This is a genomic window from Fundidesulfovibrio terrae (genome assembly GCF_022808915.1).
In the GTDB taxonomy this organism is placed as follows: domain Bacteria; phylum Desulfobacterota; class Desulfovibrionia; order Desulfovibrionales; family Desulfovibrionaceae; genus Fundidesulfovibrio; species Fundidesulfovibrio terrae.
The window spans coordinates 740,475-763,877 of the sequence record NZ_JAKZFS010000002.1 but is presented as its reverse complement, the minus strand read 5'-3'; the positions used below and the strand labels follow the sequence as shown (position 1 = coordinate 763,877).

The 23,403-nt window shown below is 65.1% G+C and carries 18 protein-coding genes; 9 read left to right on the top strand and 9 right to left on the bottom strand.

The features are described 5' to 3' along the window. Positions 1-118 precede the first annotated feature (118 nt). The 7 genes from recJ to ML540_RS10545 all read right to left on the bottom strand — a co-directional run bounded on the left by recJ (position 119) and on the right by ML540_RS10545 (position 6,929). Positions 119-1,843 carry a single-stranded-DNA-specific exonuclease RecJ gene (recJ, locus tag ML540_RS10575; protein WP_243360740.1) on the bottom strand — a complete coding sequence of 575 codons (1,725 nt, stop codon included), beginning with the start codon at positions 1,841-1,843 and terminating at the stop codon, positions 119-121. A gap of 56 nt (positions 1,844-1,899) precedes the next feature. Next, a complete protein-coding gene (locus tag ML540_RS10570; protein WP_243360738.1) occupies positions 1,900-2,763 on the bottom strand; it encodes an HDOD domain-containing protein in 864 nt (287 codons plus the stop codon). A gap of 7 nt (positions 2,764-2,770) precedes the next feature. Continuing rightward, on the bottom strand, positions 2,771-3,622 hold the full coding sequence (locus tag ML540_RS10565) for a tetratricopeptide repeat protein (RefSeq protein WP_243360735.1): 852 nt from the start codon (positions 3,620-3,622) through the stop codon (positions 2,771-2,773). Positions 3,623-3,721: 99 nt separating this feature from the next. Further along, positions 3,722-4,348 (bottom strand): guanylate kinase, encoded by a 627-nt coding sequence (gmk, locus tag ML540_RS10560; protein ID WP_243360733.1) that lies wholly within the window; start codon positions 4,346-4,348, stop codon positions 3,722-3,724. Beyond that, positions 4,335-4,598, bottom strand: a complete 264-nt coding sequence (locus tag ML540_RS10555) for a DUF370 domain-containing protein (RefSeq protein ID WP_243360731.1) — start codon at positions 4,596-4,598, stop codon at positions 4,335-4,337. Before ML540_RS10555 ends, gmk begins: the two co-directional genes overlap by 14 nt. A gap of 9 nt (positions 4,599-4,607) precedes the next feature. Next, positions 4,608-5,489 carry a YicC/YloC family endoribonuclease gene (locus ML540_RS10550; RefSeq protein ID WP_243360730.1) on the bottom strand — a complete coding sequence of 294 codons (882 nt, stop codon included), beginning with the start codon at positions 5,487-5,489 and terminating at the stop codon, positions 4,608-4,610. Between the two features lie 135 nt (positions 5,490-5,624). Beyond that, complete coding sequence (locus ML540_RS10545) at positions 5,625-6,929, bottom strand: MiaB/RimO family radical SAM methylthiotransferase (RefSeq protein WP_243360728.1); 1,305 nt, start codon at positions 6,927-6,929, stop codon at positions 5,625-5,627. A 254-nt stretch (positions 6,930-7,183) separates the two neighbouring features. On the opposite strand from ML540_RS10545, the gene ML540_RS10540 reads away from it, so the two are divergent. From ML540_RS10540 to ML540_RS10505, 8 genes are all read left to right on the top strand, one after another. Continuing rightward, positions 7,184-7,801, top strand: a complete 618-nt coding sequence (locus tag ML540_RS10540) for an EAL domain-containing protein (RefSeq protein WP_243360725.1) — start codon at positions 7,184-7,186, stop codon at positions 7,799-7,801. A gap of 164 nt (positions 7,802-7,965) precedes the next feature. Beyond that, complete coding sequence (locus tag ML540_RS10535; protein WP_243360723.1) at positions 7,966-8,373, top strand: Ros/MucR family transcriptional regulator; 408 nt, start codon at positions 7,966-7,968, stop codon at positions 8,371-8,373. 204 nt (positions 8,374-8,577) lie between these two features. Continuing rightward, complete coding sequence (locus tag ML540_RS10530) at positions 8,578-8,817, top strand: hypothetical protein (RefSeq protein WP_243360720.1); 240 nt, start codon at positions 8,578-8,580, stop codon at positions 8,815-8,817. A 485-nt stretch (positions 8,818-9,302) separates the two neighbouring features. Next, positions 9,303-10,754, top strand: a complete 1,452-nt coding sequence (locus ML540_RS10525; protein ID WP_243360718.1) for an outer membrane homotrimeric porin — start codon at positions 9,303-9,305, stop codon at positions 10,752-10,754. A 258-nt stretch (positions 10,755-11,012) separates the two neighbouring features. Continuing rightward, a complete protein-coding gene (locus ML540_RS10520) occupies positions 11,013-12,464 on the top strand; it encodes an outer membrane homotrimeric porin (protein ID WP_243360716.1) in 1,452 nt (483 codons plus the stop codon). 175 nt (positions 12,465-12,639) lie between these two features. Then, positions 12,640-13,182 carry a hypothetical protein gene (locus tag ML540_RS10515; RefSeq protein ID WP_243360714.1) on the top strand — a complete coding sequence of 181 codons (543 nt, stop codon included), beginning with the start codon at positions 12,640-12,642 and terminating at the stop codon, positions 13,180-13,182. A 109-nt stretch (positions 13,183-13,291) separates the two neighbouring features. Then, positions 13,292-15,691, top strand: a complete 2,400-nt coding sequence (locus ML540_RS10510) for a glycosyltransferase (protein ID WP_243360711.1) — start codon at positions 13,292-13,294, stop codon at positions 15,689-15,691. A 159-nt stretch (positions 15,692-15,850) separates the two neighbouring features. After that, a complete protein-coding gene (locus tag ML540_RS10505; RefSeq protein WP_243360708.1) occupies positions 15,851-17,008 on the top strand; it encodes a cyclic di-GMP phosphodiesterase in 1,158 nt (385 codons plus the stop codon). Between the two features lie 194 nt (positions 17,009-17,202). Here the strand turns inward: ML540_RS10505 and ML540_RS10500 are convergent, their stop codons facing one another. Beyond that, the gene (locus tag ML540_RS10500) at positions 17,203-18,624 is read right to left on the bottom strand and encodes a C40 family peptidase (protein ID WP_243360706.1); all 1,422 of its coding nucleotides are present in this window, start codon (positions 18,622-18,624) and stop codon (positions 17,203-17,205) included. A 197-nt stretch (positions 18,625-18,821) separates the two neighbouring features. Between ML540_RS10500 and ML540_RS10495 the strand changes: the two genes are divergently transcribed. Next, entirely contained in the window at positions 18,822-20,894 is a 2,073-nt protein-coding gene (locus ML540_RS10495; RefSeq protein ID WP_243360704.1) for a methyl-accepting chemotaxis protein, read from the top strand. Between the two features lie 69 nt (positions 20,895-20,963). Here the strand turns inward: ML540_RS10495 and ML540_RS10490 are convergent, their stop codons facing one another. Next, positions 20,964-23,381 carry a methyl-accepting chemotaxis protein gene (locus tag ML540_RS10490; RefSeq protein ID WP_243360701.1) on the bottom strand — a complete coding sequence of 806 codons (2,418 nt, stop codon included), beginning with the start codon at positions 23,379-23,381 and terminating at the stop codon, positions 20,964-20,966. Between the last annotated feature and the right edge of the window lie 22 nt (positions 23,382-23,403).

The window sequence follows — 23,403 nt, the reverse complement described above, 5'->3', positions numbered from 1 at the left end:
TGGCTCGGTCAGGCCGGGAATCCGCGAATACAGGTCGATGTCCTTCATGGCTTCCTCCAGGGAGGACCATAGCCGACCAGCTATCCACGGAAAAGCCTGAAGGCCCCCTCCTCGCTCTTCAGCTCTTCCCCGTCCGCCCCCGTTCCTCGCCCTTGTCCCAGTCCTTCACGCGCAGTTCCACGCTGGCGATACCGTTGTACGTGTCCAGCCTGGGGCTGAAGGCCAGCCTGAGCTTGCGCCCCTGCATTTCCGGCCCGATCTCTCCGGCCAGGCGCCAGGCCTTGGCCCTGAGCGTCACCCCGGCGTCGGGATCCCGCACTTCGAGCAGCACGTGGTTGGCCCCGAACACCCGCCGGGCCTTCACGTCCAGCATCCCCGAACAGAACACCGGCTCCGGATTGCCGCAACCGAACGGCCCGAGCAGTTCCAGCTCCTTGAGCAGTTCATGGTGGATTTCCGCGAAGGACATCTCCCCGTCCAGCTTCAGGGTCGGCGTCGGGCTGGTGTCGCCCAACTGCTCCTGGACGGCCTTGCGGAAGGCGGCGCGCAGGGGCTCCAGATTGCCGGGCGCGAGGCTCAGTCCGGCGGCTTGGTGGTGTCCGCCGAAGCCCAGGAGCAGGTTCTGGCAGGCGGCGATGGCCGCGTGCAGGTCCACTTCCGGGATGGAGCGGCCGGAGCCCTTGAGCTTGCCGTTGTCGTCCGTGATGACGAGCGTGGGCCGATAGTGGGCGTCCACCACGCGCGAGGCCACGATACCGATGACCCCCTGGTGCCAGTGGGGCTCGTGCAGCACCATGGCCGGCTGCCCGGACTGGAGCCGGGCCTGCTCCAGGGCCTCGCGAGATATGGAGTCCTCCTCCTGACGGCGCCTGGCGTTAAGCTCGTCCAGGGTTTTGGCCAGGGGGCGCGCGGTTTCCAGGTCCGGGGCCATCAGCAGGGCCAGGGCCTCGTCGGCGCGTCCCAGGCGTCCGGCCGCGTTGATGCGCGGGGCCAGCCCGAACGTGACCTGGCTGGCCTCGAGCGGAGCCTTGGGGTAATGCCCGGCGACCTCCTTGAGGGCGAAGATGCCCGGGCGGGCCGCATCGGCCAGCAGCAAAAGCCCGTTTTTCACCAGGATGCGGTTCTGACCGGTGAGGCTGACCACGTCGGCCAGGGTGCCCATGGCCGTGAGGTCCAGGAACTGCCGGATGTCGATGGGCTCGCCGGGAAGCATGCGGTTGAGCGCGGCGGCCAGAAAGAAGGCCACGCCCACGCCCGCCAGATCGCGGCCGGGGCCGTCCGGGGCCAGCTTGGGGTTGGCGATGGCCGTGGCGTCCGGGAGCTCCTCCCCGGGCAGGTGGTGGTCGGTGACCACCAGTTCGAGGCCCAGTTCGCGGGCGCGCCGGGCCTCCTGCACGGCGCTGATGCCGCAGTCCACGGTGAGCACCATGTTGATGCCGGACGCGGCCAGTTTCTCCAGGCCGGCCACGCTCAGGCCGTAGCCTTCCTCGAGCCGGGCCGGGATGTAGGAACTGGAGGAGAAGCCACGCCGCGCGAAAAAATCGGTCATGAGGGCGGTGGACGTGACGCCGTCCACGTCGTAGTCGCCCCAGACGGCGAGCCTGCCGCCGGAGGTCAGCACCCTGGCCACGGCCCGAGCGACCTCCTCGAGGCCGGGGATGCAGGACGGGCTCATGAGGTGGCGCAGCCCGGGGCAGAGGAAAACGTCCATCGCCTCGATGGTCGAGAGCCCCCGGTCCCAGAGCAGCCCGGCCAACCGGGGCGAAACGCAGAGCTTGGCGGCCCAGTCCGCCAGGCTTGAGGGATGGGGGATGACGGCGCGGGGGCGCCAGGTCTTGGGCACGGATGACTCCTTCGGTGATGGCGGCGGACGAAGCGGGGACGCGGGGCCGTGAAAGATCAGGCGGCCAGCCCGGCTGCGAAGATGCCCGGGTCGTGGCGTTGCAGCAGGGCCCGAACCTGTTCGAGGAGGTCCGCGTCGCTCAGGTGGAACTTGCCCACCACGTCGCGCCAGGGACAGTTTATGTATGCGTTGGGGTCGGTGGCCACATGGGCCATGGCGTCGGCCACGCACAGCACCAAGGCCTGGCGGCGGTGGTTGGGCGAATGCATGGGGGCGTGGTGCCAGTTGACCGGCTCGGTGATGTCCTCGGGCAGGTTCCATGATCCCATGACCATGGAGCCGAGCATGCCGTGCTCGATGCCCCAGTACTCTTCCTCGGCCTCGGAATAGGAGAGCTGCTGCTCGTGGGTGAGCGACTCGATCAGGCGCCAGTCGTCCGTTCGGTGCAGGGCGGTGAGCAACTTGCCCAGATCGTGCAGGACCCCGGCGGTGAAGAGGTTGTCGCCGTCGAGTCCGCCCATGAGCGGGGCCAGGTGGCGAGCGATGAGAGCCACGGTGAGCTGGTGCTCCCAGTATTCGCTCAGCTTGAATTCCTTGGGAAAATTCTTGCCCTTGGTCAGGGCCTTCACGCCCACGGCCAGCACCAGGGAGCGCACCTCGTTCAAGCCCAGCACGGCGATGGCCCGGGACACGGTGGTCACTTCTTGCTGCAGGCCGTAGAAGGCCGAATTGGCCATGGTGAGCACCTTGGCGGTGAGCCCTTGGTCGCGGCTCAAGGTCTCGGCGATCTCCTCCAGGGGCGTGGAAGAGCTCTGCCCGGTCTGGCTGTAGAGGGTGGTGAGCAGGGCCGGAGAATAGGGCAGTTCGTGCCGAAGTCCGGGCAGGTCGAGGAGGAATTGCTGTCCGTGCTCGTGGCTCATGGGCGGCTCACGTTCCGGCGGTGGCGGTGGCGGAGGCGCCGGGGAGGAGTTCGCTGATCCCGGGCGCGGACGCCGAGATCATGTTCTGGTCCACCATGTACTTGACGAAGAGCCGCGCTTCAGCGAGCGCCGGATTCAGCTTCAAGGCTTTCTTGAGGTATTCCAGGCACTCCGTGGTGTTTTCCTTTTCGAAGTAGGCCCGGGCGATGTTGTAGAAGAGGTTCTCGTCCGAATCGGTGAGGCTTTCGGCCTTGCGGTAGTAGTCCAGGGCCTGGTCGAGCATCTTGTTCTTGCGCAGGCTGATGCCGAAATCGTTGAAGAGGTGCTTGTGCTCAGCCTCGAAAGCCGCGTCCAGGCGCACCAGGCGCTCGAAGATGTCGTTGGCTTTGTGGGCCTCGCCGCGGTCGAGGTAGGTGAGCCCGAGCCCGAAGTTGGCCCGGACGTTCTCCTCGTCCACCTTGAGGGCTTCGCCGAACTCGAGTTCGGCGCTGAATATCTCACCCTTGTCGCGGTGTCGCTCACCCTTCTGGATGGTGCGCGACAGTTCCTGGAGTTTGGGATACACCGTGGAAACGTAGAACTCCGGCTCGGGGGCGAATTTGGACAGCAGGTCCTCTATGGTTATCTTGCGCTTGGGTCCGGAGGGAATGTAATTCTTGTTGAGGGGCTGAATCTCCAGCAGGTTCTCTTCGACTTCCTCCACGAACCAATACGTCTTCTGGATGGTCTTGCGGGTGGTGGTGCCTGTCCCCACCTTCTGGATGGACTGCGTGGAAAAGATGCCCTTTATCTTCTCCCGGGAACGGGAAGAGGATTTCTGGCTGTCGGAAGGGGTATCCTGGTTTTCGGATTCGCTCATCATTGGGGCTCCGAAAGATGTCAGTCAGCGCAAGACGCAGACCTGACTCGCACAAATACCTGGAACCCCGGATATATGCAAGTGCGGTCCGGTATTCCTTTACCCAGTCCAACCGCCGAGGATCGATTCCAGGAGCCCAGGGTGCAGTTCCGGACGGGCCCGTTCGGCCAGATAGACGGCCCGCAGCTCGTCGTAGGCCGCGTCCAGCGCGTCGTTGACCACGAGATGATCGAACCAGCCTGCCTGGGCGATTTCGCTCCGGGCGTTGGCCATGCGCCTGGCGATGGTCTCGGGGCTGTCCGAGCCGCGCCCGGCCAGGCGTCGCGCGAGTTCCGCGCGCGACGGGGGCAGGATGAACACCGTGCGTCCCAGGTTCAGATTCCCCTTGAGGAGCTTAGCCCCCTGCACGTCGATGTCGAAGATCACGTCGCGCCCCGAGGCCAGGCTGTCCAGCACCCCCTGTTTGGGGGTGCCGTAATAGTTGCCGTGCACCTCGGCCCACTCGGCGAAATGGTCCCGCCCGATGCGGGCCTTGAACTCCTCGACACTCACGAACTCGTAGTCCACGCCGTCACGCTCGCCGGGACGCGGAGAGCGCGTGGTGCAGGAGACCGAGAACCCGGCCGTTGGGAACTCGGCCAAAAGCCTCTTGATGAGCGTGCTCTTGCCCGCCCCGGACGGTGCGGTGATGATGAGCGCGAGGCCCAAGCGGTTATCGGGCTTCATCTTCCTCGTCCTGGCTGAAGCGTTGGGAGATGGTCTCGGCCTGGATGGCCGAGAGGATCACGTGGCCCGAATCCGTGACCAGGATGGAGCGCGTCTTGCGGCCCTGGGTGGCGTCCACCAGGTGGTGGGACTCCTTGGCGTCCTCGCGCAGACGGCGCATGGGCGACGAAGCCGGGTTCAGGATGGCCACCAGGCGAGAATTCACCACGTAGTTGCCGAAACCGATGTTCAACAGTCCTGATTTCTGCACTGCTCAGTCCTATTCGATGTTCTGGACCTGCTCGCGGCACTTTTCCAATTCCGCCTTGAACTCCACCACGACGCGGCTGACCTCGATGGACTGGGCCTTGTTGCCGCAGGTGTTGATCTCGCGGAAGGCTTCCTGGAGCAGGAAATCCAGGCGCTTGCCCACGTCGCCGGACTGGCCGAGCATCTCGCGTATCTGGTCCAGGTGGCATCCCAGGCGGGTCAGCTCTTCGGTGACGTCGAGCTTGTCGGTCATGACCGCGACTTCCTGGAGGATGCGCTCCTCGGAGGGCTCCACCCCGAGCTTCTCCAGCACTGAGGTGAGCCTGGTGCGCAGGGCCTGGAACTTCTCCTCCTTCACCCTGGGGGCCAGCTTGCGGATGTCGGCGTGCCAGGCGGCGAGCCTGTCCAGGCGTTTGAGGATGTCCGAAGCCAGCAGCCCCCCCTCGCGCAGGCGGGCGGCGTTCAGGTCCTCAAGGGCTTGGGCCAGGCCGGAGGTCAGCGCCTCCATCAGTTCGGCCGGGGCGTCCTTCATGCCCTCCTGCCAGAGGTGGGAGATGGTGAGCAGGCGGGTGTAGTCCGGGGCGAAGTCGTGCCCCATGTCCCGGGCCAGGTCGGCCACGGAGCGCAGCATGGCCTGGGCCATGGGCTTGTTCAGGGAGACGTCCAGGGCCTCGGGCCTGTGGGGCTGGAAGTTGCAGGTCACTTCCAGGCGGCCGCGCTCCACGAAGCGGCGCACCACCTTCTCCAGGTCGGACTCGCTGGCCCGCAAAAACAGGGGGAGCCTCCACTTGAGGTCCAGGTAGCGGCTGTTCACGGAACGCGCTTCCCAGACAACGTTGGCGAAGGGATTCTCGGTGATGGATCGGCCGAAGCCGGTCATGCTTTTGGGCATAGGTATCTCGCTGTCCGCGCCGCGGCCGAGGGGCCGCGAGGGGTCGGTGGTTTCTCCAGGCGGGCCGGTCGGTCCGCATCCGGGTTTAGATAGCCTCACAAAGGGGACTCGTAAAGGGCCTGCGCCCCGGAGCCTTCAGGGCCCGACCGGACCGGCCAGGGGCTCGGACAATGGCTCGGCCAGAACCGCCCCGTCCCGGGCGCCGAGCGGGCGCACCGGGAGCAAGCCCCCCGGGGCCACGGGCGAGGGGCTGGTGAGACGGCATTCCATATAAAACTCGCTGGATCCGGCGCCGGGGTCCCGCCCCTCCACCGCCACCACCAGCCTGTCCAGGCCCGCGACCCGTTCCACGAAGGCACGCTCGAGAGCCTGGGCGGCCGCGCGCAGCGTCGCGGCGCGTTCCTTCTTCACGTCCTTGGGGAGCTGTCCGGCGGCCTTGGCGGCCACTGTGCCAGGGCGGCGCGAATACGGGAACACGTGGGCGTAGCTCAAGCCCGCCCGGGAACAGAAATCGAGCGTGGCCCGGTAAGCCTGCTCCGATTCGCCAGGGAACCCCGTGAGCAGGTCGGCCCCCAGGGCGAACACGGGCCATTGCCCGCGCAGGGCGTCCAGAAAATCGAGCACCATCTCCGGCCCGTAGTGGGACCGCCCCATGGCGGCCAGCACCCCGGGATCGGCGCTCTGCATGGAGAGGTGCAGATGCGGGCAGGTCATGCGCGAGGTCGCGAGCACGGCGAGCGCCCTGGGGCCGAGCATGCCCGGGTCCAGCGAGGACAAGCGCAGGCGAGCCCGGCCCTGCCACCGGGGCGAGAGCGCCCCCTCCAGGCGGGCGAGCATGTCCCAGAAGTCGCCGTCCGGCATGGAGAACTGCCCCAGGTTGATCCCGGACAGGATGATCTCGCGGTATCCGGCTTCAAGGAGCCTCGCCGCCTCGGCCGCGATGTCCTCGAAGGGCCGCGAGCGGGCCGCCCCCCTGGCCCGGGGCACGATGCAGTATGTGCACCCGTGGGAGCAGCCGTCCTGGAGCTTGAGGATGGGCCTGGCCCGGTTGAACCGGGTGATGGAGAACGCCGGCCAGGCACGCCGGTCCGCCCCGGCGGGCTCCAGGGACACCTCAGGCCATGCGGCCAGCCCGGCCTTGCCCGCCTGCGGGACCACGGCCGCGACGCCCGGCAGGACCTCGAACGTGGCGGGTTCTGTCTGGGCCGCGCACCCGGCCACAAGGATGCGAGCCGAGGGCGCCTCGCGTCCGGCCCGGCGCACCGCGCCCCGGCTGTCGGCCACGGCTCCGGCGGTGACGGCGCAGGTATGCACGAGCACCACGTCGGCGCCGGCCGGATCCGGGCTCTCGTTCCACCCCCTGGCGGCCCAGGCTTCCCGGAGGGACTGGGACTCGTACTGGTTGATCTTGCAGCCCAAGGTTTGAATGAAATAACGCATGCACAGCCCCTAGCCCAATCACGAGTGCTGGTGAAGCAGGGATCGCATCCCGATTTCAGGACAAAATCCCATATTCAGGACAACTCCTCCCACTATCCTGGAATACAAACAACCTCTCGGATTGGCAAATCCTCCTAACACACCTAAAAACAAACATAAAAAAACATGGCACAATTATTGATATTTACTAGAACATGGTCCATTACCAATCTATAGTTCCGGCCATCACCACCCAGGATTGCCGGAAGATTCCCTTGCGCCCACTGTACGAACTCAACAAGGGGACGCTGGCCGCCCTGGAATTTTCATTCGGCGAGGCCGTTTCCGGCAGCGTCCAGAAGCTCGATGCCATCGTGGAAGTTCTCGGCGGACATGTCGCCCCTCGCGGCCCCGAGGCGTTCCTGTGCGTCTCGTTCGGAGCCGACGAACTGGCCGACGCCCTGTTCCCGGGAGCGCTGGCCGAAACCTGCTCGCGGGCCGGGATGGCTCCGGCGGGGCTGTGCCTGTTCTTCTCCGACAAAGCGTGCCTGGAACTGGGCATCGGCTCGCTGGACCAGTTCCTGCGGTTCAAGAGGCTCGGATTCCGCCTAGGGCTCGACATCGCGAGCATCGCATCCATGCCGGTGCTCCTGGTGGAGCGTCTTCCCGCCGACGTGCTGCGCCTGGACATCCTGGACTCCATGCCTGTTGACGCTGACATTGATTCGCAACGCAACATCGCCGATTTCGTGGCCTTCGCCTCCAATCTTCTCATGGTGCCCGCCGCCAAGGGGGTCCACGACTCCATGCAACTCAACCGCCTCAGGGACATGGGAATACGGATCGGGCAAGGCCCCTTGTTTGCCGATTCAATTCTGATTCCGCATCTGTAGGCGCCGCCGCTTTCGTATACAGATTACTAAATGCTCACCCTGTGCCAATTCAGAATGCATCCTACCGGATGTCAGATGAAAACAATTTACAAATCGCAGAATTTGGCTATTATCCCCTCCGCCTGCCGCGCAGGCATGTCGTACCCGGAATTGAAGGAGACCTCATGGACGATTATTTGAAGGAATCCCTGGAAATTGTTCGCGCTCAAGCAAAAGTAAGAGTCATGACCGCCCAGGAGATCGTGACCATGGTCCAGAATCTCGTGCACGGCCTCAAATCCGTCATGCTGGGCGCCGCGCAGGCACCGGTGACCACGGTGGAGGACGCATCCGGCAAGCCCCTGGACCCCAAGAAAGCCATCCGCGAAAAGACCATCATCTGCATGGAGTCAGGCAAATCCATGAAGGTGATCACCAAGCGCCACCTGGCCAAGTTCGGGCTCACCCCCGACGAATACCGCGCGAAGTGGGGCTACGCCAAGGACCTCCCTCTGGTCTGCAAGGAACTCCAGCGCGCGCGCCGCAAGAAGATGCAGGACATGCGCCTGTGGGAACGCCGCAAAAAGGCATAGGAATACCCCGCCCAATTTCGGCGGAGCATAGCCTCCGCCCCGACTCTCCCGGAGCCCCGGGCGTGCGTACGCCGTCCGGGGCTTCGCATTTTGCCGCGTGCGCAAAGTTACTTTAATTTCACTTTACACCTTCAGCCCCCGGTGCGACGGGGATAGAGACAAAAAAAAGCCGAGTTCCGGACGCCGTCAATCGCGAGGTGCGCCATGACCGGACGCTTCGACCCCTCCCTTCTGTATGCCGAGTGCCGCCGTTGCGGCGCTCCCGTGGTCAGGGCTTCGGACCCGAGCGAGGACCTCCTCTGGATGGGAATCCCCCCCGAGGCCCTCGACGCCGACTGCCTGCTCGTCTACGATGGCTGTCCCAGCTGCTCCCCGGACAGATCGGATTACGAGCCCCGCCTCATACGTTTCTCCCGCCGCGAAGATTCGCGCCACGCGAACTGATCCGGCTGGGGACCTCTCCCCCCTGCTTGCCTGGGACGAGAGCCCCCCAGCCGGTTTCCATGATTTCAGGCGGTTGGCGCCACGCTCATTATCACGCACCCCACCTTTCGCGCCCCTTTTCTTCGTCCGATCCGCCCCAGATCGATCATAGCCCTCCGGAATCATGCACCTAGGTCGTGGAGGAGCAGGTCATTTTCGGGCGAAATATAACAAAAAAGTAAATACTTTTTGGCTTGCCATGCTTGATGTTTCACTTTACACACTTCTTGGCTGTGGTAGGGTGATTGATTTTATCCTTCGGAGGGGAGCGGCAAGCTCCAAGCGCCGCGCCAGGCGCCGAAACCACCTCCTCCGCAGCCGGGGCATGGAGGGAAGACCCGGGGTGAGCGTTTGCGTTTCCTCCCCGGGCGGCGGCTTCCCCTCCTGTGCCATGCCCACCTGTGGCAAGGGCAGCTTTTTTTTCAACAAGAGGAGGAGGATTCTCTATGAAACGCATTCTGGCTCTGGCCCTGCTCATCAGCATGGCCTTCGGCGCCGTGGCCGCTTCGGCTGCCACCGAGGTCAAGATGACCGGCGACGCCCGCGTCTACGGCAACTACTGGTCCAAGTACAACTACACCGGTTGGAATGCCGCCGGCTCTCAGACCTACGACTCTCTGACCATCTGGGAGCGCTTCCGCCTGCGTTCCGACTTCATCGCCAACGAAGGCCTGAAGTTCCGCCTGGGCATCCGCGTGAACGACGCTCCTTGGGGCGCCGGCACCTTCACCGTGGACAACCCGGCCGTCTCCATCCAGGTCTACCAGGCCTTCATGCAGTTCAAGTGGCCCAACACCCAGGTTGAGTTCACCGTGGGCCTGCAGAACGTCGACCTGCCCATGTCCGCCGACTGGCTGGGCTCCAACCCCGTGTTCGGTGGCACCCGCGCCGCCGCCGCGCTGGTGGCCATCCCCGTCGTTGACCAGCTGAAGGTCGTGGGCGGCTTCATCCGCTTCCTCGACACCAACAAGGACTTCGACACCACCACCAAGCAGGTCCCCGACGAGTTCGACGGCTACCTGCTGACCCTGCCCATCACCCTGGACGGCTTCAGCGCCACCCCCTGGGGCATGATCGCCGTGGCCGGCCGCAACGCCAACTACGGCACCTTCGTCGGCAACGGCGGACCCAACACCAACGAGACCCTGGCCACCTACCTGTTCTCCGCCGGCACCTACGCTGCTCCCGTCGGCCTGAAGAACTCCCAGAACGTGTTCTGGTGGGTCGGCTCCTCCTTCGCCGTCACCGCGCTTGATCCCTTCAAGTTCTACGCCGACATCGTGTACGGCGAGGGCAACGGAAACGACCGCGGCAAGAGCAAGCGCGCTGGCCTGTTCTTCGACGTCGCCGCCGAGTACACCGGCTTCGACGCCGTCACCCCCCAGCTGACCTTCTGGTACTCCACCGGTGAAGACGGCTCCACCCGTAACGGCTCCGAGCGCCTGCCCGCCGTCGTGAACTACTGGGGTCCCTCGAACTCCTTCATGTTCGGCAACCAGGACTTCAACTTCGGCGGCATGCCCACCAGCTCCATCGGCAGCTGGGGCCTCGTGTTCGCCCTGGACAAGATCAGCTTCATGCAGGATCTGACCCACCGCCTGGCCTTCACCTATGCCCGCGGCACCAACTCCGCTCGCGCTCTGCGCACGGCCAACCTGCTCACCGGCACCGGCCCCAACCAGTACGTGATGATGGGCCGTGACCTGACCACCAACGAGTACGTCATGGGCATCAACTTCGACAACCAGTACAACATCTACCAGAACCTGGCTCTGATCGTGGAGACCGGTTGGGCCCACGGCTCCTTCGAGAAGTCCGTGTGGGGCCGCCGCTTCGTGAACCGCGCCAACGACGGCGACACCTGGAAGGTCGCCTTCGGTCTGCAGTACAAGTTCTAGTCTGCGGATTACCTGCCTTCCTTGCGGCCGGGGCTTGCCCCGGCCGCTTTTTTTGTGTCCAATCGCCGGAAATCCCGTCCCGTTCTATGCGAGTAACGATTGTCGACAACTCAATTTGACTATGAGAATCAGTTTCATTTATCCCTCCCCATCGACGCCCCATTCATCCCAGGAGGCGCCGGAGGCCCCGTCAGCGCGGGTTTCCGCCCAACTGGACGCGTCACGGGCTCAACTCTCTACTGCAAGCGAGGAGATAACATGAAACGCCTTCTGGCCCTGGTTCTTCTGGCCGCCATGTCCCTTGCGGCTTCCGCCGCGCAAGCCGACACCGACGTCAAGATGGCCGGTGACGTCCGCATCCACGCCAACTGGTTCCAAAAGCGCAACTACACCGGATGGAGCGGCGACGGCACCCAGACCGCCGATCCCATGACCGTCTGGGAGCGCTTCCGCCTGCGCACCGACTTCATCGCGGGCGAGGAGCTCAAGTTCCGCCTGGGCATCCGGGTCAACGACGCCGCCTGGGGCCATGGCACCATGACCGTGGACAACCCGGCCGTCTCCGTGGACGTCTACCAGGCCTTCCTCCAGTTCAAGTGGCCCGGCACCGACGTGGAGTTCACCATCGGCCGCCAGCCCTTCACCGTGGCCCACAGCACCTTCTTTGGCGGCAGTTCCATCATCCTGGACACCGAAGTGGCGGCGGCAGTGGTCAGCATTCCGGTGGTCAAGGACGTCTTCGCCGTCCAGGGCGCCTTCCTGCGCCTGCTGGACACCAACAAGGATTTCGACACCACCACGAAGCAGGTCCCCGACGAGTTCGACGCCTACTACCTGAGCCTGCCGATCACCATGGAAGGAGTGAGCGCCACCCCCTGGGCCATGCTGGCCGTGGCCGGCCGCGCCGCCGACTACGCCGGAACCAGCGTCGGCGGAGCCGGGTCCTACAACAGCACCCTGGCCACAAACCTCTTCTCGGCCGGGCAGTTCGCCATCGACCCCACCGGCAGCCGCAACGGCCAGAATGTCTACTGGTGGACCGGCGCCGCCCTGGAAGTGACCGCTCTCGACCCCTTCAAGTTCTACGCCGACGTCATCTACGGCGAAGGCAACGGCTCCGACAGGGCCAAGAACCGTCGTGGCGGCCTGTTCCTGGACGTTGCGGCCGAGTATACCGGCTTCGACTCCGTCACCCCCCAGGTGTCCTTCTGGTGGTCCACCGGCGAGGACGGTTCCCTGCGCAACGGCTCCGAGCGCCTGCCCCAGCTCGTGCCCGCCTGGGGAGCCAGCACCTCCATGCTCTTCGACTCCGACCAGGCCTTCGTGGCCAGCACCATGGGCGTCAATCCCGTGGGCGCCTGGGGCTTCACCGCCTCGCTCAACAAGGTCAGCTTCCTGAAGGACCTGACCCACCGCCTCACCGCCGCCTACGCCCACGGCAACAACTCCAGCAGCGCCTTGCGCACCGCCAACGAAATCCTGGGCGTAGGCGGGTTCTTCCAGATGGGCCGCGACCTGACCGTCAACGAGTACGTGGTGGCCGTTAACCTCGACAACACCTACGCCATCTACGACAACCTGGCCCTCATGGCCAACGTGGGCTGGTCCCACGGCGAGTTCGAGCGCTCCGTGTGGGGACGCAACTTCGTGAACCAGGCCAAGAGCGGCGAAGCCTTCCTGGCTGTCGTCGGGCTGCAGTACAAGTTCTGAGGCTGATCACAACGCACAGGCCCGGTGGCGGCCGGAACACCGTTCCGGCCGCCTTTTTGTCCTTTCACGCGTGTGCTGCGCGTTCGGTCGGGCTCCGGCGGTGCCGGTTTGTCACGAACACGCGTCATTCGGCTCCGGACTTGCCACGACGTTTCGTTTCGGGGTATCTGCGGGCATGCTTCACTTTCGCCCAAGCGCATCCCCCCTCGCGCGGCTGATCCCCCTGCTGGCCATCCTGGCCATGGCCTGCGCCGGATGCTCGGCGAAGCTTTCGGCCGCGCACCTGCAGCTCAAGCCCTGGGAGGACGGCGGCAGCCAGAAGCTCTACGCCAAGTTCATGCACTTCGACTTCAAAACACAGCCCCACGAAGGAGGATTCGAGGTGACGGGCACCGCCTGGCCCATCAAGGAGAACATCCCCCCCTGGGCGGACTCCGTGGACAATCTGTCCATCAATGCCTACCTCTGCAACGAACACGGAGACGTGCTCGTTTCCTCGACCAAGAACTACCCCGCCCAGAAGATCCCCGCCTCCGGCTTCCCGTTCCAGTTCGTGCTTAAGCACGTCGAGCGCCCCTCCGGCGGATTTTACGTCAGCTTCGGCTACGGCGGCATGTTCACCGCCTCCAAGCCACCCACGGCCGGCGGCCAGGGCAGCGGCGGCATCGCCGGGAACTACGTCTTCTACGTCAGCGAGCAGGCCGCCCTCAAGAAGTAGCGCCACCGCTTCGTCACCATCCCGTTCCCATACGTCACGCAATGCTCCGCGCGGCGTAACACCAGGCACGCCTGCCCGTGGTAGGTCCTCCGATCAAAGGAGGCAGACCATGAAGATCGACGTCCACGTCCACTCCAAGCACTCCACCCGCCCCTCCCAGTGGTTCCTGCAGAAGCTCGGCTGCCCCGAGAGCTTCACCGAGCCAAGGCGGCTCTACGAGATCGCCAGGAAGCGCGGCATGTCCCGCGTGACCATCACCGACCACAACACCATCGCCGGGTCGTTGGAGATCGCCCACCTGCCGGGCGCCTTCATAAGCGAAGAGATCACCACCTACTTCCCGGAGGACGGCTGCAAGGCCCACGTGCTGGCCCTTGACATCACCGAGGAGCACCACCGGGAATTCCAGATGATACGCGAGAACATCTACGACCTGGTGCCCTACCTGCGGGAGCGCAAGATCACCCACATCATCGCCCACCCCCTTTTCGGCGTGAACGACAAGCTCACCCCCTGGCACTTCGAGCGGATGCTGCTCATGTTCTCCAACTTCGAGTTGAACGGCACCCGCGACGCCTACCAGAACGACAGCCTGCGGGACATCCTGGCGCATCTTACCCCCAAGGACATCGATCGCCTGGCCGACCGCCACGGCATCGAGCCGTACGGCGACAGGCCCTGGATCAAAAGCGTCACCGGCGGCTCCGACGACCACAGCTCCTTGAACATCGCCAGCATGCACACCCACGTGCCCGAGGCGAAGACCCTTGCGGAGTTCCTTGCGGGCATCGACGCGGGCCGGTCCCGGCCCGGCGGGCGTCCGGCCTCGCCCAAGGCCATGGCCCACAACCTCTACGCCATCGCCTACCAGTTCTATAAATCCAAGTTCGGCCTGGACCGCTACGTGGACAAAGACGTGTTCCTCACCTTCATGGACCGCTTCCTGTCGGGCGATCCGCACCGCAAGTCCGGCATGATCTTCAAGCTTCAATCCTTCTGGACCGGCATGACCCGCAAGTCTCGCAAGCCGGACACCGGTTCCCTGCCGGAGCTCCTGCGCCACGAGGCCGAGACTCTCATCCATGAGGACAAGGTCCTCTACTCCCTGGCCAAAAGCGGTCTGACCGGAAGCCGCCCCCTGGAGGACGAGTGGTTTCGCTTCGTCACCCGCGCCTCCAACAAGGTGCTGGCCGGGTTCGGGGACCGGCTGCTGACGCAGCTGTCGGGAGCCAACATCTTCGACATCTTCAACGGCCTGGGCGCGGCCGGGGCGCTCTATACGGTGCTGGCCCCCTATTTCGTGGCCTACACCGTCTTCACCAAGGACCGGACGCTCTGTCGCGAGGCCCACGCCGCCCTGCGCGGCGACGGCGCGGACAGGCAGGCCAGGGTCGGGCATTTCACCGACACCTTCCATGACGTCAACGGCGTGGCCCTCACCCTCAAGATGCAGGTGAACATGGCCAACAAGCACGGCAAGGAGCTCAAGGTGGTCACCTGCTCCTGCGGCAATGGAGAGGAGATGCCGGGCGTCAAGCAGTTCGCGCCCATCGGCAGCTGCGAGCTGCCGGAGTATCCGGGCCAGACCTTCCACTACCCGCCGTTTCTGGAAATGCTCGAATACGTCTACGGACAGGGCTTCACCCATCTGCACTCCGCCACCCCCGGGCCCATCGGGCTTGCGGCGCTTTGCATCTCGCGCATCCTGAAACTGCCCATCTACGGCACGTACCACACCGCCTTCCCGCAGTACGCCAAGGTGCTCACCGGCGACGACGCCATGGAAGAGCTCATGTGGAAGTACATGCTCTGGTACTACAACCAGATGGACAAGGTGTTCGTCCCCTCCCAGGCCACCGGCGACGAGCTGGCCGACAAGGGCATCGACCCGTCCAAGATCACCCTGTTCACCAGGGGCGTGGACATCGAGCGCTTCACCCCGGCCAAGCGCAATGGCGCCCTCAAGCGCTGGGGGCTGGAATCGGGGACGAGCCTGCTCTATGTGGGGCGCATCTCCCGGGAGAAGAACCTCCACCTTCTGGCCGAGGCGTTCCTCAAGCTGCGCAAGACCCACCCCGGCGCGAACCTGGTCGTCGCCGGGGATGGGCCGTATCTCGCGGAGATGAAGCGCGCCCTGTCCGGAAAGGGGGCGGTGTTCACCGGCTACGTCCAGGGCGAGGAACTGGCCGGGCTCTACGCTTCCTGCGACCTGTTCGTGTTCCCGAGCACCACCGACACCTTCGGCAACGTGGTTCTGGAAGCCCAGGCGTCGGGACTCCCGGTCATCGTCACCCCCTTCGGCGGGCCGCGCGAAAACGTGGACGCAGGCCGCACCGGCCTGGTGGTGGAGACAGTGGACCCGGACGGGCTGGCCGGGGCCATGGAGGAGCTGGTGCGCGACGAGCCGCGCAGGCTGCGCATGAGCCGGGCCGCCAGGGCCGCCATGGAGAACCGCTCCTTCGACCTGGCCTTCATGAAGACCTGGGAGCTGTACCGTTGCGCCTGCTGACGCCGCGTCCGCCTGGCTGATCCGGGAGGCGCACAGGCTCGATCCCGGTTGCGGCACGCAGAATTCGGCTTCGATACGGAGGGTTTCCCTCCCTTGCGCCTTTACCGGCGGAAGCGATGCGTGCTATTGTATGAGCGATCCCGCATTTTCCAGGATCGCATGCTCAAGGAAATACCCCTCAGCCAACTTGTCGTAGGCATGTTCGTGGAATGCTACGGCGACGGTTCCTTCCACAATCCGTTCCATCATGTCCGGGACTACGTCCATTCCAAAGCGCGCATCGACGAATTCAAGGCTCTCAGCGTGACTTCGGTCACCATCGACGACGCCAAGTCCAAGAAGTCCTGCACCCCGCTGTCCCCGGGCGCGGCCGAGCCGCCCTTCAGCTTCCAGGGTCCGAGCGCCGCCCGCAAGGTCTACGCCCTGTGCCTGTCCCACGTCATGGACGTGATGCACAAGGTCCGCCAGGGCCTCGACGTGGACTTCACCCAGTCCTTCGAGGCCGTGGACATTCTCATGAACGGCGTGGAAGAGAATCCCACCCACATGAACCTGCTGGCCAAGCTGCACCACTACGACGACTACACCTTCCGCCACAGCCTCAACGTGTCGCTTCTGAGCCTCATCTTCGGCAGGCACCTGGGCATGGATCAGGACGGCCTGCGCCGCCTGGCCTTCGCCGGGCTCTACCACGACGTGGGCAAATTCCGGATTCCCCTGGAGATACTCAACAAGCCCGGCCGGCTCTCTGAAAAAGAGTTCGAGGTGATGAAGCACCACAGCCGCATCGGCTACGAGCTGCTCAAGGGACAACCGGAAATCCCCGAGGACGTGCTCCACGGGGTTCTGCACCACCACGAACGCTACGACGGCCAGGGCTACCCCCGCCAGCTCAAGGCCGACGAGAAGGACTCCTTCTCGCGCATCCTGACCATCGTGGACATCTTCGACGCCCTCACCAGCGACCGGGCCTACAAGAAGGCGTATACGCCCCACGAGTCGCTCAAGGCCATGTTCTCCTGGCGCAACGAGAGCTTCCATCCCGGGCTTCTCGAAAAGTTCGTGGAGTGCTTCGGGGTCTACCCGGCCAGCTCCTTCGTGCGCTTAAGCGACCAGACCTACGGCGTGGTGGTGGAATCCCGGCCCGCGAGCCCCTCCAGGCCGCTGGTGAAGGTGGTCTTCACCAAGAAGCTCGTGCCGCAACTGCCGGTGTACGTGGACCTGGCCGCCACGCCCAAGGCAGCCGACGGCGGCCTGGACATCGAAGCCTGCCTGGACCCGAGGACGCTCGGGATTACCATCGAGAGATTCCTGTAGAGAAACCGGAGCAAGGCGGGAGGGGAAGCCTCCGGCGGCCAAAGGGGCCGGCCCTTTTGGAATTCCGTATCATTGGCCAGACCGGGCATCGAAAACGCGGATTCGGGACGACAACGACTGGAATAAAAGAAGCCCGGCTTGAGCCGGGCTTCTTTATTGATCGTACTCGCGCTGCCGCAATGGGAGTGACGCTTTTACTGCAGCTGTCCTTCCTCCGAGGCCTCGCCTTCGGGCTCCAGTCCGTCTTTGCCCCCGGCCGGGGCCACCAGGGTGATCCCGCGCACGCGGTTCAGCATGATCCGCTCCGGCCCAACCTCGGGATAGATCTCGCCCACCCGCAAGGTGGTGACCACCGCCTTGCCGATGACCTTGCGCCCCTCGGTGCCGTTGGGTTCCAGGGTGCGCATGCCCCAGACGTCGTGGAAGACCACCGGATGTCCCTTGTACTGGCCGATGTAGAGAAGGATGTGCCCCGGCATCCAGACCAAGGTGGAATAGGGCACGCCGTTTTTCAGGATGGCCTGCTCCTTTTCCTCGCCGGTCATGCCCTCCAGCGGGATGTACATGCCCGACTTGGCCTGCGCGGCGGAATTTCGCGGCAGCCACAGGCCGAACGGGGCCAGCACGTCGCGGGTGGCCGCAGAGCAGTCGCGCTTGCCGTCCAGGCCGCCCCAGCCGTAGGGCTGGCCCATCATCTGGTTTGCGGCCCGGGCGATGTTGGATGCGGTGGCCGGCATGGGCATGAGCCCGGCCTGCCCCTGGGTGACCCAGACGGGGCGCGTTTCGGCGCGGCCTCCAGGCCCCGGCGCGGGAACGGCCAGCCGCAGCCGCACGCCGTCGGTGTCCTCCACCGCCAGCACCGCCCCCACCCCGGCCTGCACGCCCGGCAGCAGGGGGACGTTCTCGGCGATGACCGTCCCGAACGCCTTGGAGAGATATTGCGACATGAAGGGATCATCCACGTAGGCCAGGTCGGCGGTGCGCACCCAGCCGGGGGCGATGGCCGTCTCCACCAGCGCCCAGGCCCCGTCGCGGCTAATGTGGTCCACCAGCACGGGAGTGCCGATCCACAGGGCCGAGACCTGGAGCAGGTCGAAGGGATAGCCCTGCCCCGGGCGCCCTGGCGTTCCGAAACGGGGGTCCATGGTGGGGATGGCCCGCAGGTTGGTGTTGTTCACGGCGATGGCCGGGCGGCGCTGGGAGCCGAAGGCGCGCAGGTTGGCGTTCCAGGCGATGCGGTCCGCCCAGGGCTTGAGGTGGGCCATGCCGCTGGCGTCGTACCCGGGATTGCGGGAATAGGCCGCCAGGGATCTGTTGGCGGACTTGCGCGCGTAGGCGGGATTACCGCCGCGCCAGGGGGCGAAGAGGCGGTCGATATATATCTCGGAGCGCATCTTGGCCGTCTCGGGCGTCAGAAGCGGGGCGTCGGCCTTGGCTTTGTCCATGTAGGCCAGGGCGTCCTGGGGGAGTTCCTTCAGGTCGTCCAGCGGCTTGCTGGCGGACCACTTGGGCTTGGGCTCGAATGTGACGTCATGGGGCGTGGTGGAGCAGGCGCCAGCCAGAAACGCGAGAACGATAAGATACGAAAACGAACGGAAAAGACGAACTGAATTCATGAGAATCCCTTTGCATGCCATGAGCGTGAACGGTGCGCCCCCTGGAGTGCCCCCCATCGCGCCGCCGGTCAAGAGGAAACCACCCTTCCGCCCGCATCGCGCAATCGCTCCCGAAATGAAAATGATTCCAAAATGTCCATCGCTTTGCTAACCAAAAAGAATCATATCCCGACAAGTCACCAGCGAGGAGGAGCGCGATGAGAATGGGCCTGCAATGGAAACTCCTGTTCCCCACCCTCGGCACGGTGATCCTCAGCATGGCCCTGTCCAGCGTCTTCTCCTACCGCAAGGCCTCCGAGGAACTCTGGACCGAACTGATCAATTCCTCGCGCAATATCGCCGATTCCACGTCCAAGGGCCTGAATATCTATGTCGAAGGAATCCAGGGAATCCTCGCAACCCAGAGTAGGACAGCCGCGGTCGGCGCAGCCCTGGCGCACGAGAACCCGTCCGAGGAAGCCAGGAAGGTGGCCTCCTCGGCCATGGCCGAGATGACGAAATTTACGCCCGCCGTCCAGGCGGCTACCCTGCTGGACTCAAAGGGCTCCGTTGTCCTGAGCACGGACCCTCAGACCTCGGGCAATTTCGCCGACCGCGATTATTTCAAGCAGGCCATCGGGGGCAAGGCCAACGTGTCGGAACCGCTGCTCAGCCGCGCCACGGGCAAGCCGGTGTTCATCGTGGCCGCCCCGGTGGCGGTCGCGGGCAAGGTTGCAGGCATCCTTTTCGCCCGCGTGGACCTGGCCAGCTTCACAGAGGAGATGATCGCCCCCATCAAGGTGGGGCAGACGGGCTACGCATTCATGGTGGACAAGTCCGGCAAGGTGTTTGCCCATCCAGACAAGGAACTCATCCTGAAGATGGACATCTCGCAGCAGGACTGGGGCAAGAAGATCCTGGCACAGGAGAGGGGTGTGGCTGACTACACCTTCAACGGAACCGAGAAGTCCGCCATATTCACCAGGGAGAAGCTGACCGGCTGGACCGTGGCCGTCACCGTGAACAGCCAGGACATCGCCCGGGCCTCCGGGGCCGTGCGCAACACCACCCTGGCCTTCGGCGGCGCGGGAATCCTTCTGGTGTGCCTGACCATCTTTCTGATCGTGCGCAAGATGGTGGCGGACCTGGCCGCCAACGTCGATTTCGCCGGAGCGGTGGCCCTGGGCGACCTGGAAAGGACCTTGACGATCGCCCGCAAGGACGAGATCGGCCGTCTTTCGCACTCGCTCACGGTCATGGTGGGCAAGCTCAAGGAGATGATCGAAACCTCGAACATTAAAACGCGCGAGGCCGAAAAACAGGCCGAGATCGCGCGCGTGGCCACGGCCCAGGCCGACGAGGCCAGGGCCGGGGCCGAACTGGCCAAGAGCGAGGGCATGCTCGCCGCGGCGCGCAAGATCGAGGGCGTGGTGGCCGTGGTTGGCTCCGCCTCCAAGGATCTGACCGCCCAGATGGCCGAATCGAGCAGGGGAAGCGCCGCCCAGGCCTCCCGCACGGAAGAGACGGCCACGGCCATGGAGGAGATGAACGCCACGGTGCTCGAAGTGGCCAGGAACGCCGGAGAGGCGTCCGAAACGGCCCAGCAGGCCAGGACCAAGGCCGAGGACGGCGCCGGCATCGTCGGCAAGGTCGTGGACGGTATCGGGCACGTCAAGGCCCAGGCCCAGGAGCTCAAGACGGACATGGACACCCTGGGGAGGCAGGCCGAGGGCATCAGCCGGATCATGACCGTGATCAACGACATCGCCGACCAGACCAACCTGCTGGCCCTGAACGCGGCCATCGAGGCGGCCCGCGCGGGCGAGGCCGGACGCGGCTTCGCCGTGGTGGCCGACGAAGTGCGCAAGCTCGCCGAAAAGACCATGGCCGCCACCAAGGAGGTGGGCGACGCCATCCACGCCGTGCAGCAGGGGGCCAGAAAGAACGTGGAGAACGTCGAGCAGTCCGCCCGGCTCATCGAGGAGGCCACCGCCCTGGCCAACTCTTCCGGGGAGGCCCTGAAGGACATCGTGAGCCTTGTGGAACTTGCCTCTGACCAGGTGCGCTCCATCGCCACCGCCGCCGAGGAGCAGTCCGCCGCCAGCGAGGAGATCAACAGGAGCATCGATGACATAAGCCGCATCTCCGCCGAAACATCCGAGATCACGCGCCAGGCCGCAGTGGCCGTGGAAGAGATGGAGGAACAAGCCCGAGTGCTGGAAAACCTGGTGGAGGAACTCAAGCGCGAAGGCGGCGAAGGAGCCCGGGCCCTGCCCGGCAGGACGCGCTAGGGCGCATCCTGGACCATGGAATCAAACGCCCCGCCACGTCCGATCTCCAGACGCGGCGGGGCGCTTCGCTTATGCGCCGTGGTTGCTGACGGTCTTGAGCCTGTCGGCCAGCCGGCTCAGTGCCGCGATGGAGCTGGCGGATTCGTCCATGCCCCTGGCGGTGTTCAGGGACACGGCGTTGACGTCGTCCAGGGCTTTGCTGATATGCTCGCTCACGGCGGACTGTTCCTCGGCCGCCGCCGCGATGGTCTGCACCTGCCCGGCCGTGCTGGACACGAGATCCACGATGCGGTGCAGGGTCTCGCCGGACCGGCTTGAGAGCGCGGTGGCCTCGTCCACGGTTTGGACGGCCTTCTCGGTGACGCCCAGGTTTTTGCTGGTCTCTTCCTGTATGGCGGAGATCACCTGGGTGACTTCGCCCGTGGCCTGCATGGTTTTTTCGGCCAGCTTGCGCACCTCGTCGGCCACCACGGCGAAACCGCGTCCGGCCTCGCCCGCGCGGGCCGCCTCGATGGCCGCGTTCAGGGCCAACAGGTTGGTCTGGTCGGCGATGTCGGAAATCACGGTGAGGATGCGCCCGATGTCCTGGGCCCGCTGGCCCAGCCCGGTCATGTTCCCCATGAGCATTTGGGTCTGGGCCTTGACCGCGTTGATGACCTCCGTGGCCTCCCGGACGGCGTTCTCCCCCTCGCGGGCCGTGGACCTGGCCTCCTCGGCCTCGTTGGCCGCGGCCTGTGCGCTTCGGGCCACGTCGTGGGCCGCCGAAGACATCTGGTTCATGGAGGCCATGGTCTCCTCCACGCGGCGCTGCTGGAGACCCGCCCCTGACGTGACGTCCTCGACCTGGCGCGAGATGGACGATAGCGAGCCGGTGATCTCCTCGGCCACGGCGGTGATCTCCGCGTTGACGGTCTTGAGGTGGCCCAGGTGCTGTTCCAGGGCGTCCTCACGGTCCACCACGGCGGTGATGTCCTGGGCCAGCTCGAGGTAGCCCAGCAGGTGGCCCTCCGCGTCGGATATGGCCTTCACATAGGGTTTTATCACCACCCGCTTGCCGCCCTTGGCGCACTGGATGCGGGTGTCGTCGGACACCTGCCGTCCGTCCATGGCCATCTGGACGGGGCAATGCCCGGTTCCGCACACGCCGGTCTTGAAGATGTCGCCGCAGCTCATGCCCGGCACCTGTGCCGGGTCCACCCCGGCGAACCCGGCCGTGGCCCTGTTGGCCAAGATCACCCGCATGTCCTCTCCCACGACAAAGAGCGGGTCGGGCACGGAGTCGAGCACGGCCTGGTTGAGCGCGATCAGCCGCGACAGCCTGGACATGAGCTGGTTGAACCAGTGCGCCAGGCTCGCCATCTCGTCGTTCGAATCCTCGGGGAGCTTGGCGGTGAGGTCGGCCTTGTCCTCGGTGATGTCCTTGATCTTGCGCACGATGAGGTCCACCGGCCTGCCCACGAAGCGCACGAAGGCCAGGCTGGCGATGAGGGTGGGCACTATCAGCAGGGCGCAGAGGAGGGCCGCCAGGGTGTATTTCGCCCCGGAGATGAGCGCCCCCTCGGCCGAGGTGTTCACCACCGCCACCATGACCCCGGTCTGAACGCCCTTGTAATCCTTGATGGGAAAGGCTCCCAGGGCCGTTTCGCCGTGGCGTTCGATGCTCAGGGCCTTCTGGCCCGAGGCCAGAAGCTCGGGCGTCACGAGCTTTTCGGCCTCCTTGTCGCCAAGGGCTGTGACCTGCACGAACTTACCGCCGAGCACCGGATTCTTGGCCGGATCACGCAAAGCCGCTGTGATGGGGAGGAACTCCGAGTTCATGTACAGGAGCATCCGCACCCCGCTCGCGGCGACCCCCTTCAGAATGGGATCGAACTCGGCGAGAACCTCCACGCTCCCCAACTGCCTGCCCTGGGCGTTCTTCACCGGCGCCACGCCCCGGATGGCGAAGCCGCCCTCGCCCAGCTCGATGCCCTTCACGGACTTGCCGGTGCGGTTCACGTCGATGACGGTGGGCCGGAAGGAGGAAATGTCGTCGGAGATGTCCAGTTTCTGGCCGTTTCGGGTCACCTGCTTGTCGCGCCAGAGGCGCACCAGGCTGCGGGCGTTGGGCAGGTGGTAGTGCAGCTGGAACTTGCGCCCGTCCATGTTGTCGGAATAGCCCTTGAGCGCCCCGGCGGTCTCCTTGCGGATGCGCTCGCGGGCGCGCTGGGCGGCGGGATCCTTTTCGTTGTTGATGTCGCCGCCGAGGGCGTCCTCGTAGGCTTCCACCACGCCCGGGAGCTGCGAGAAGAGCACCGCCTGCTCCAGGGCCATGCGCGAGACGTTCTCGACGGCGTTTTCGACCTCTCCGGCCTTGCTGGCCACGATCTGCCCGACGAACTTCTCCTCGACCCCGTCAAGCGAGCGGCCAAGCACCCACAGACAAACGGCACCCAGGATGACGGTGGCCGCGACGAACGGCAGGAACATCTTGCGCCTGATTCCCATAGCCCCCCCTAAATCCATAGAC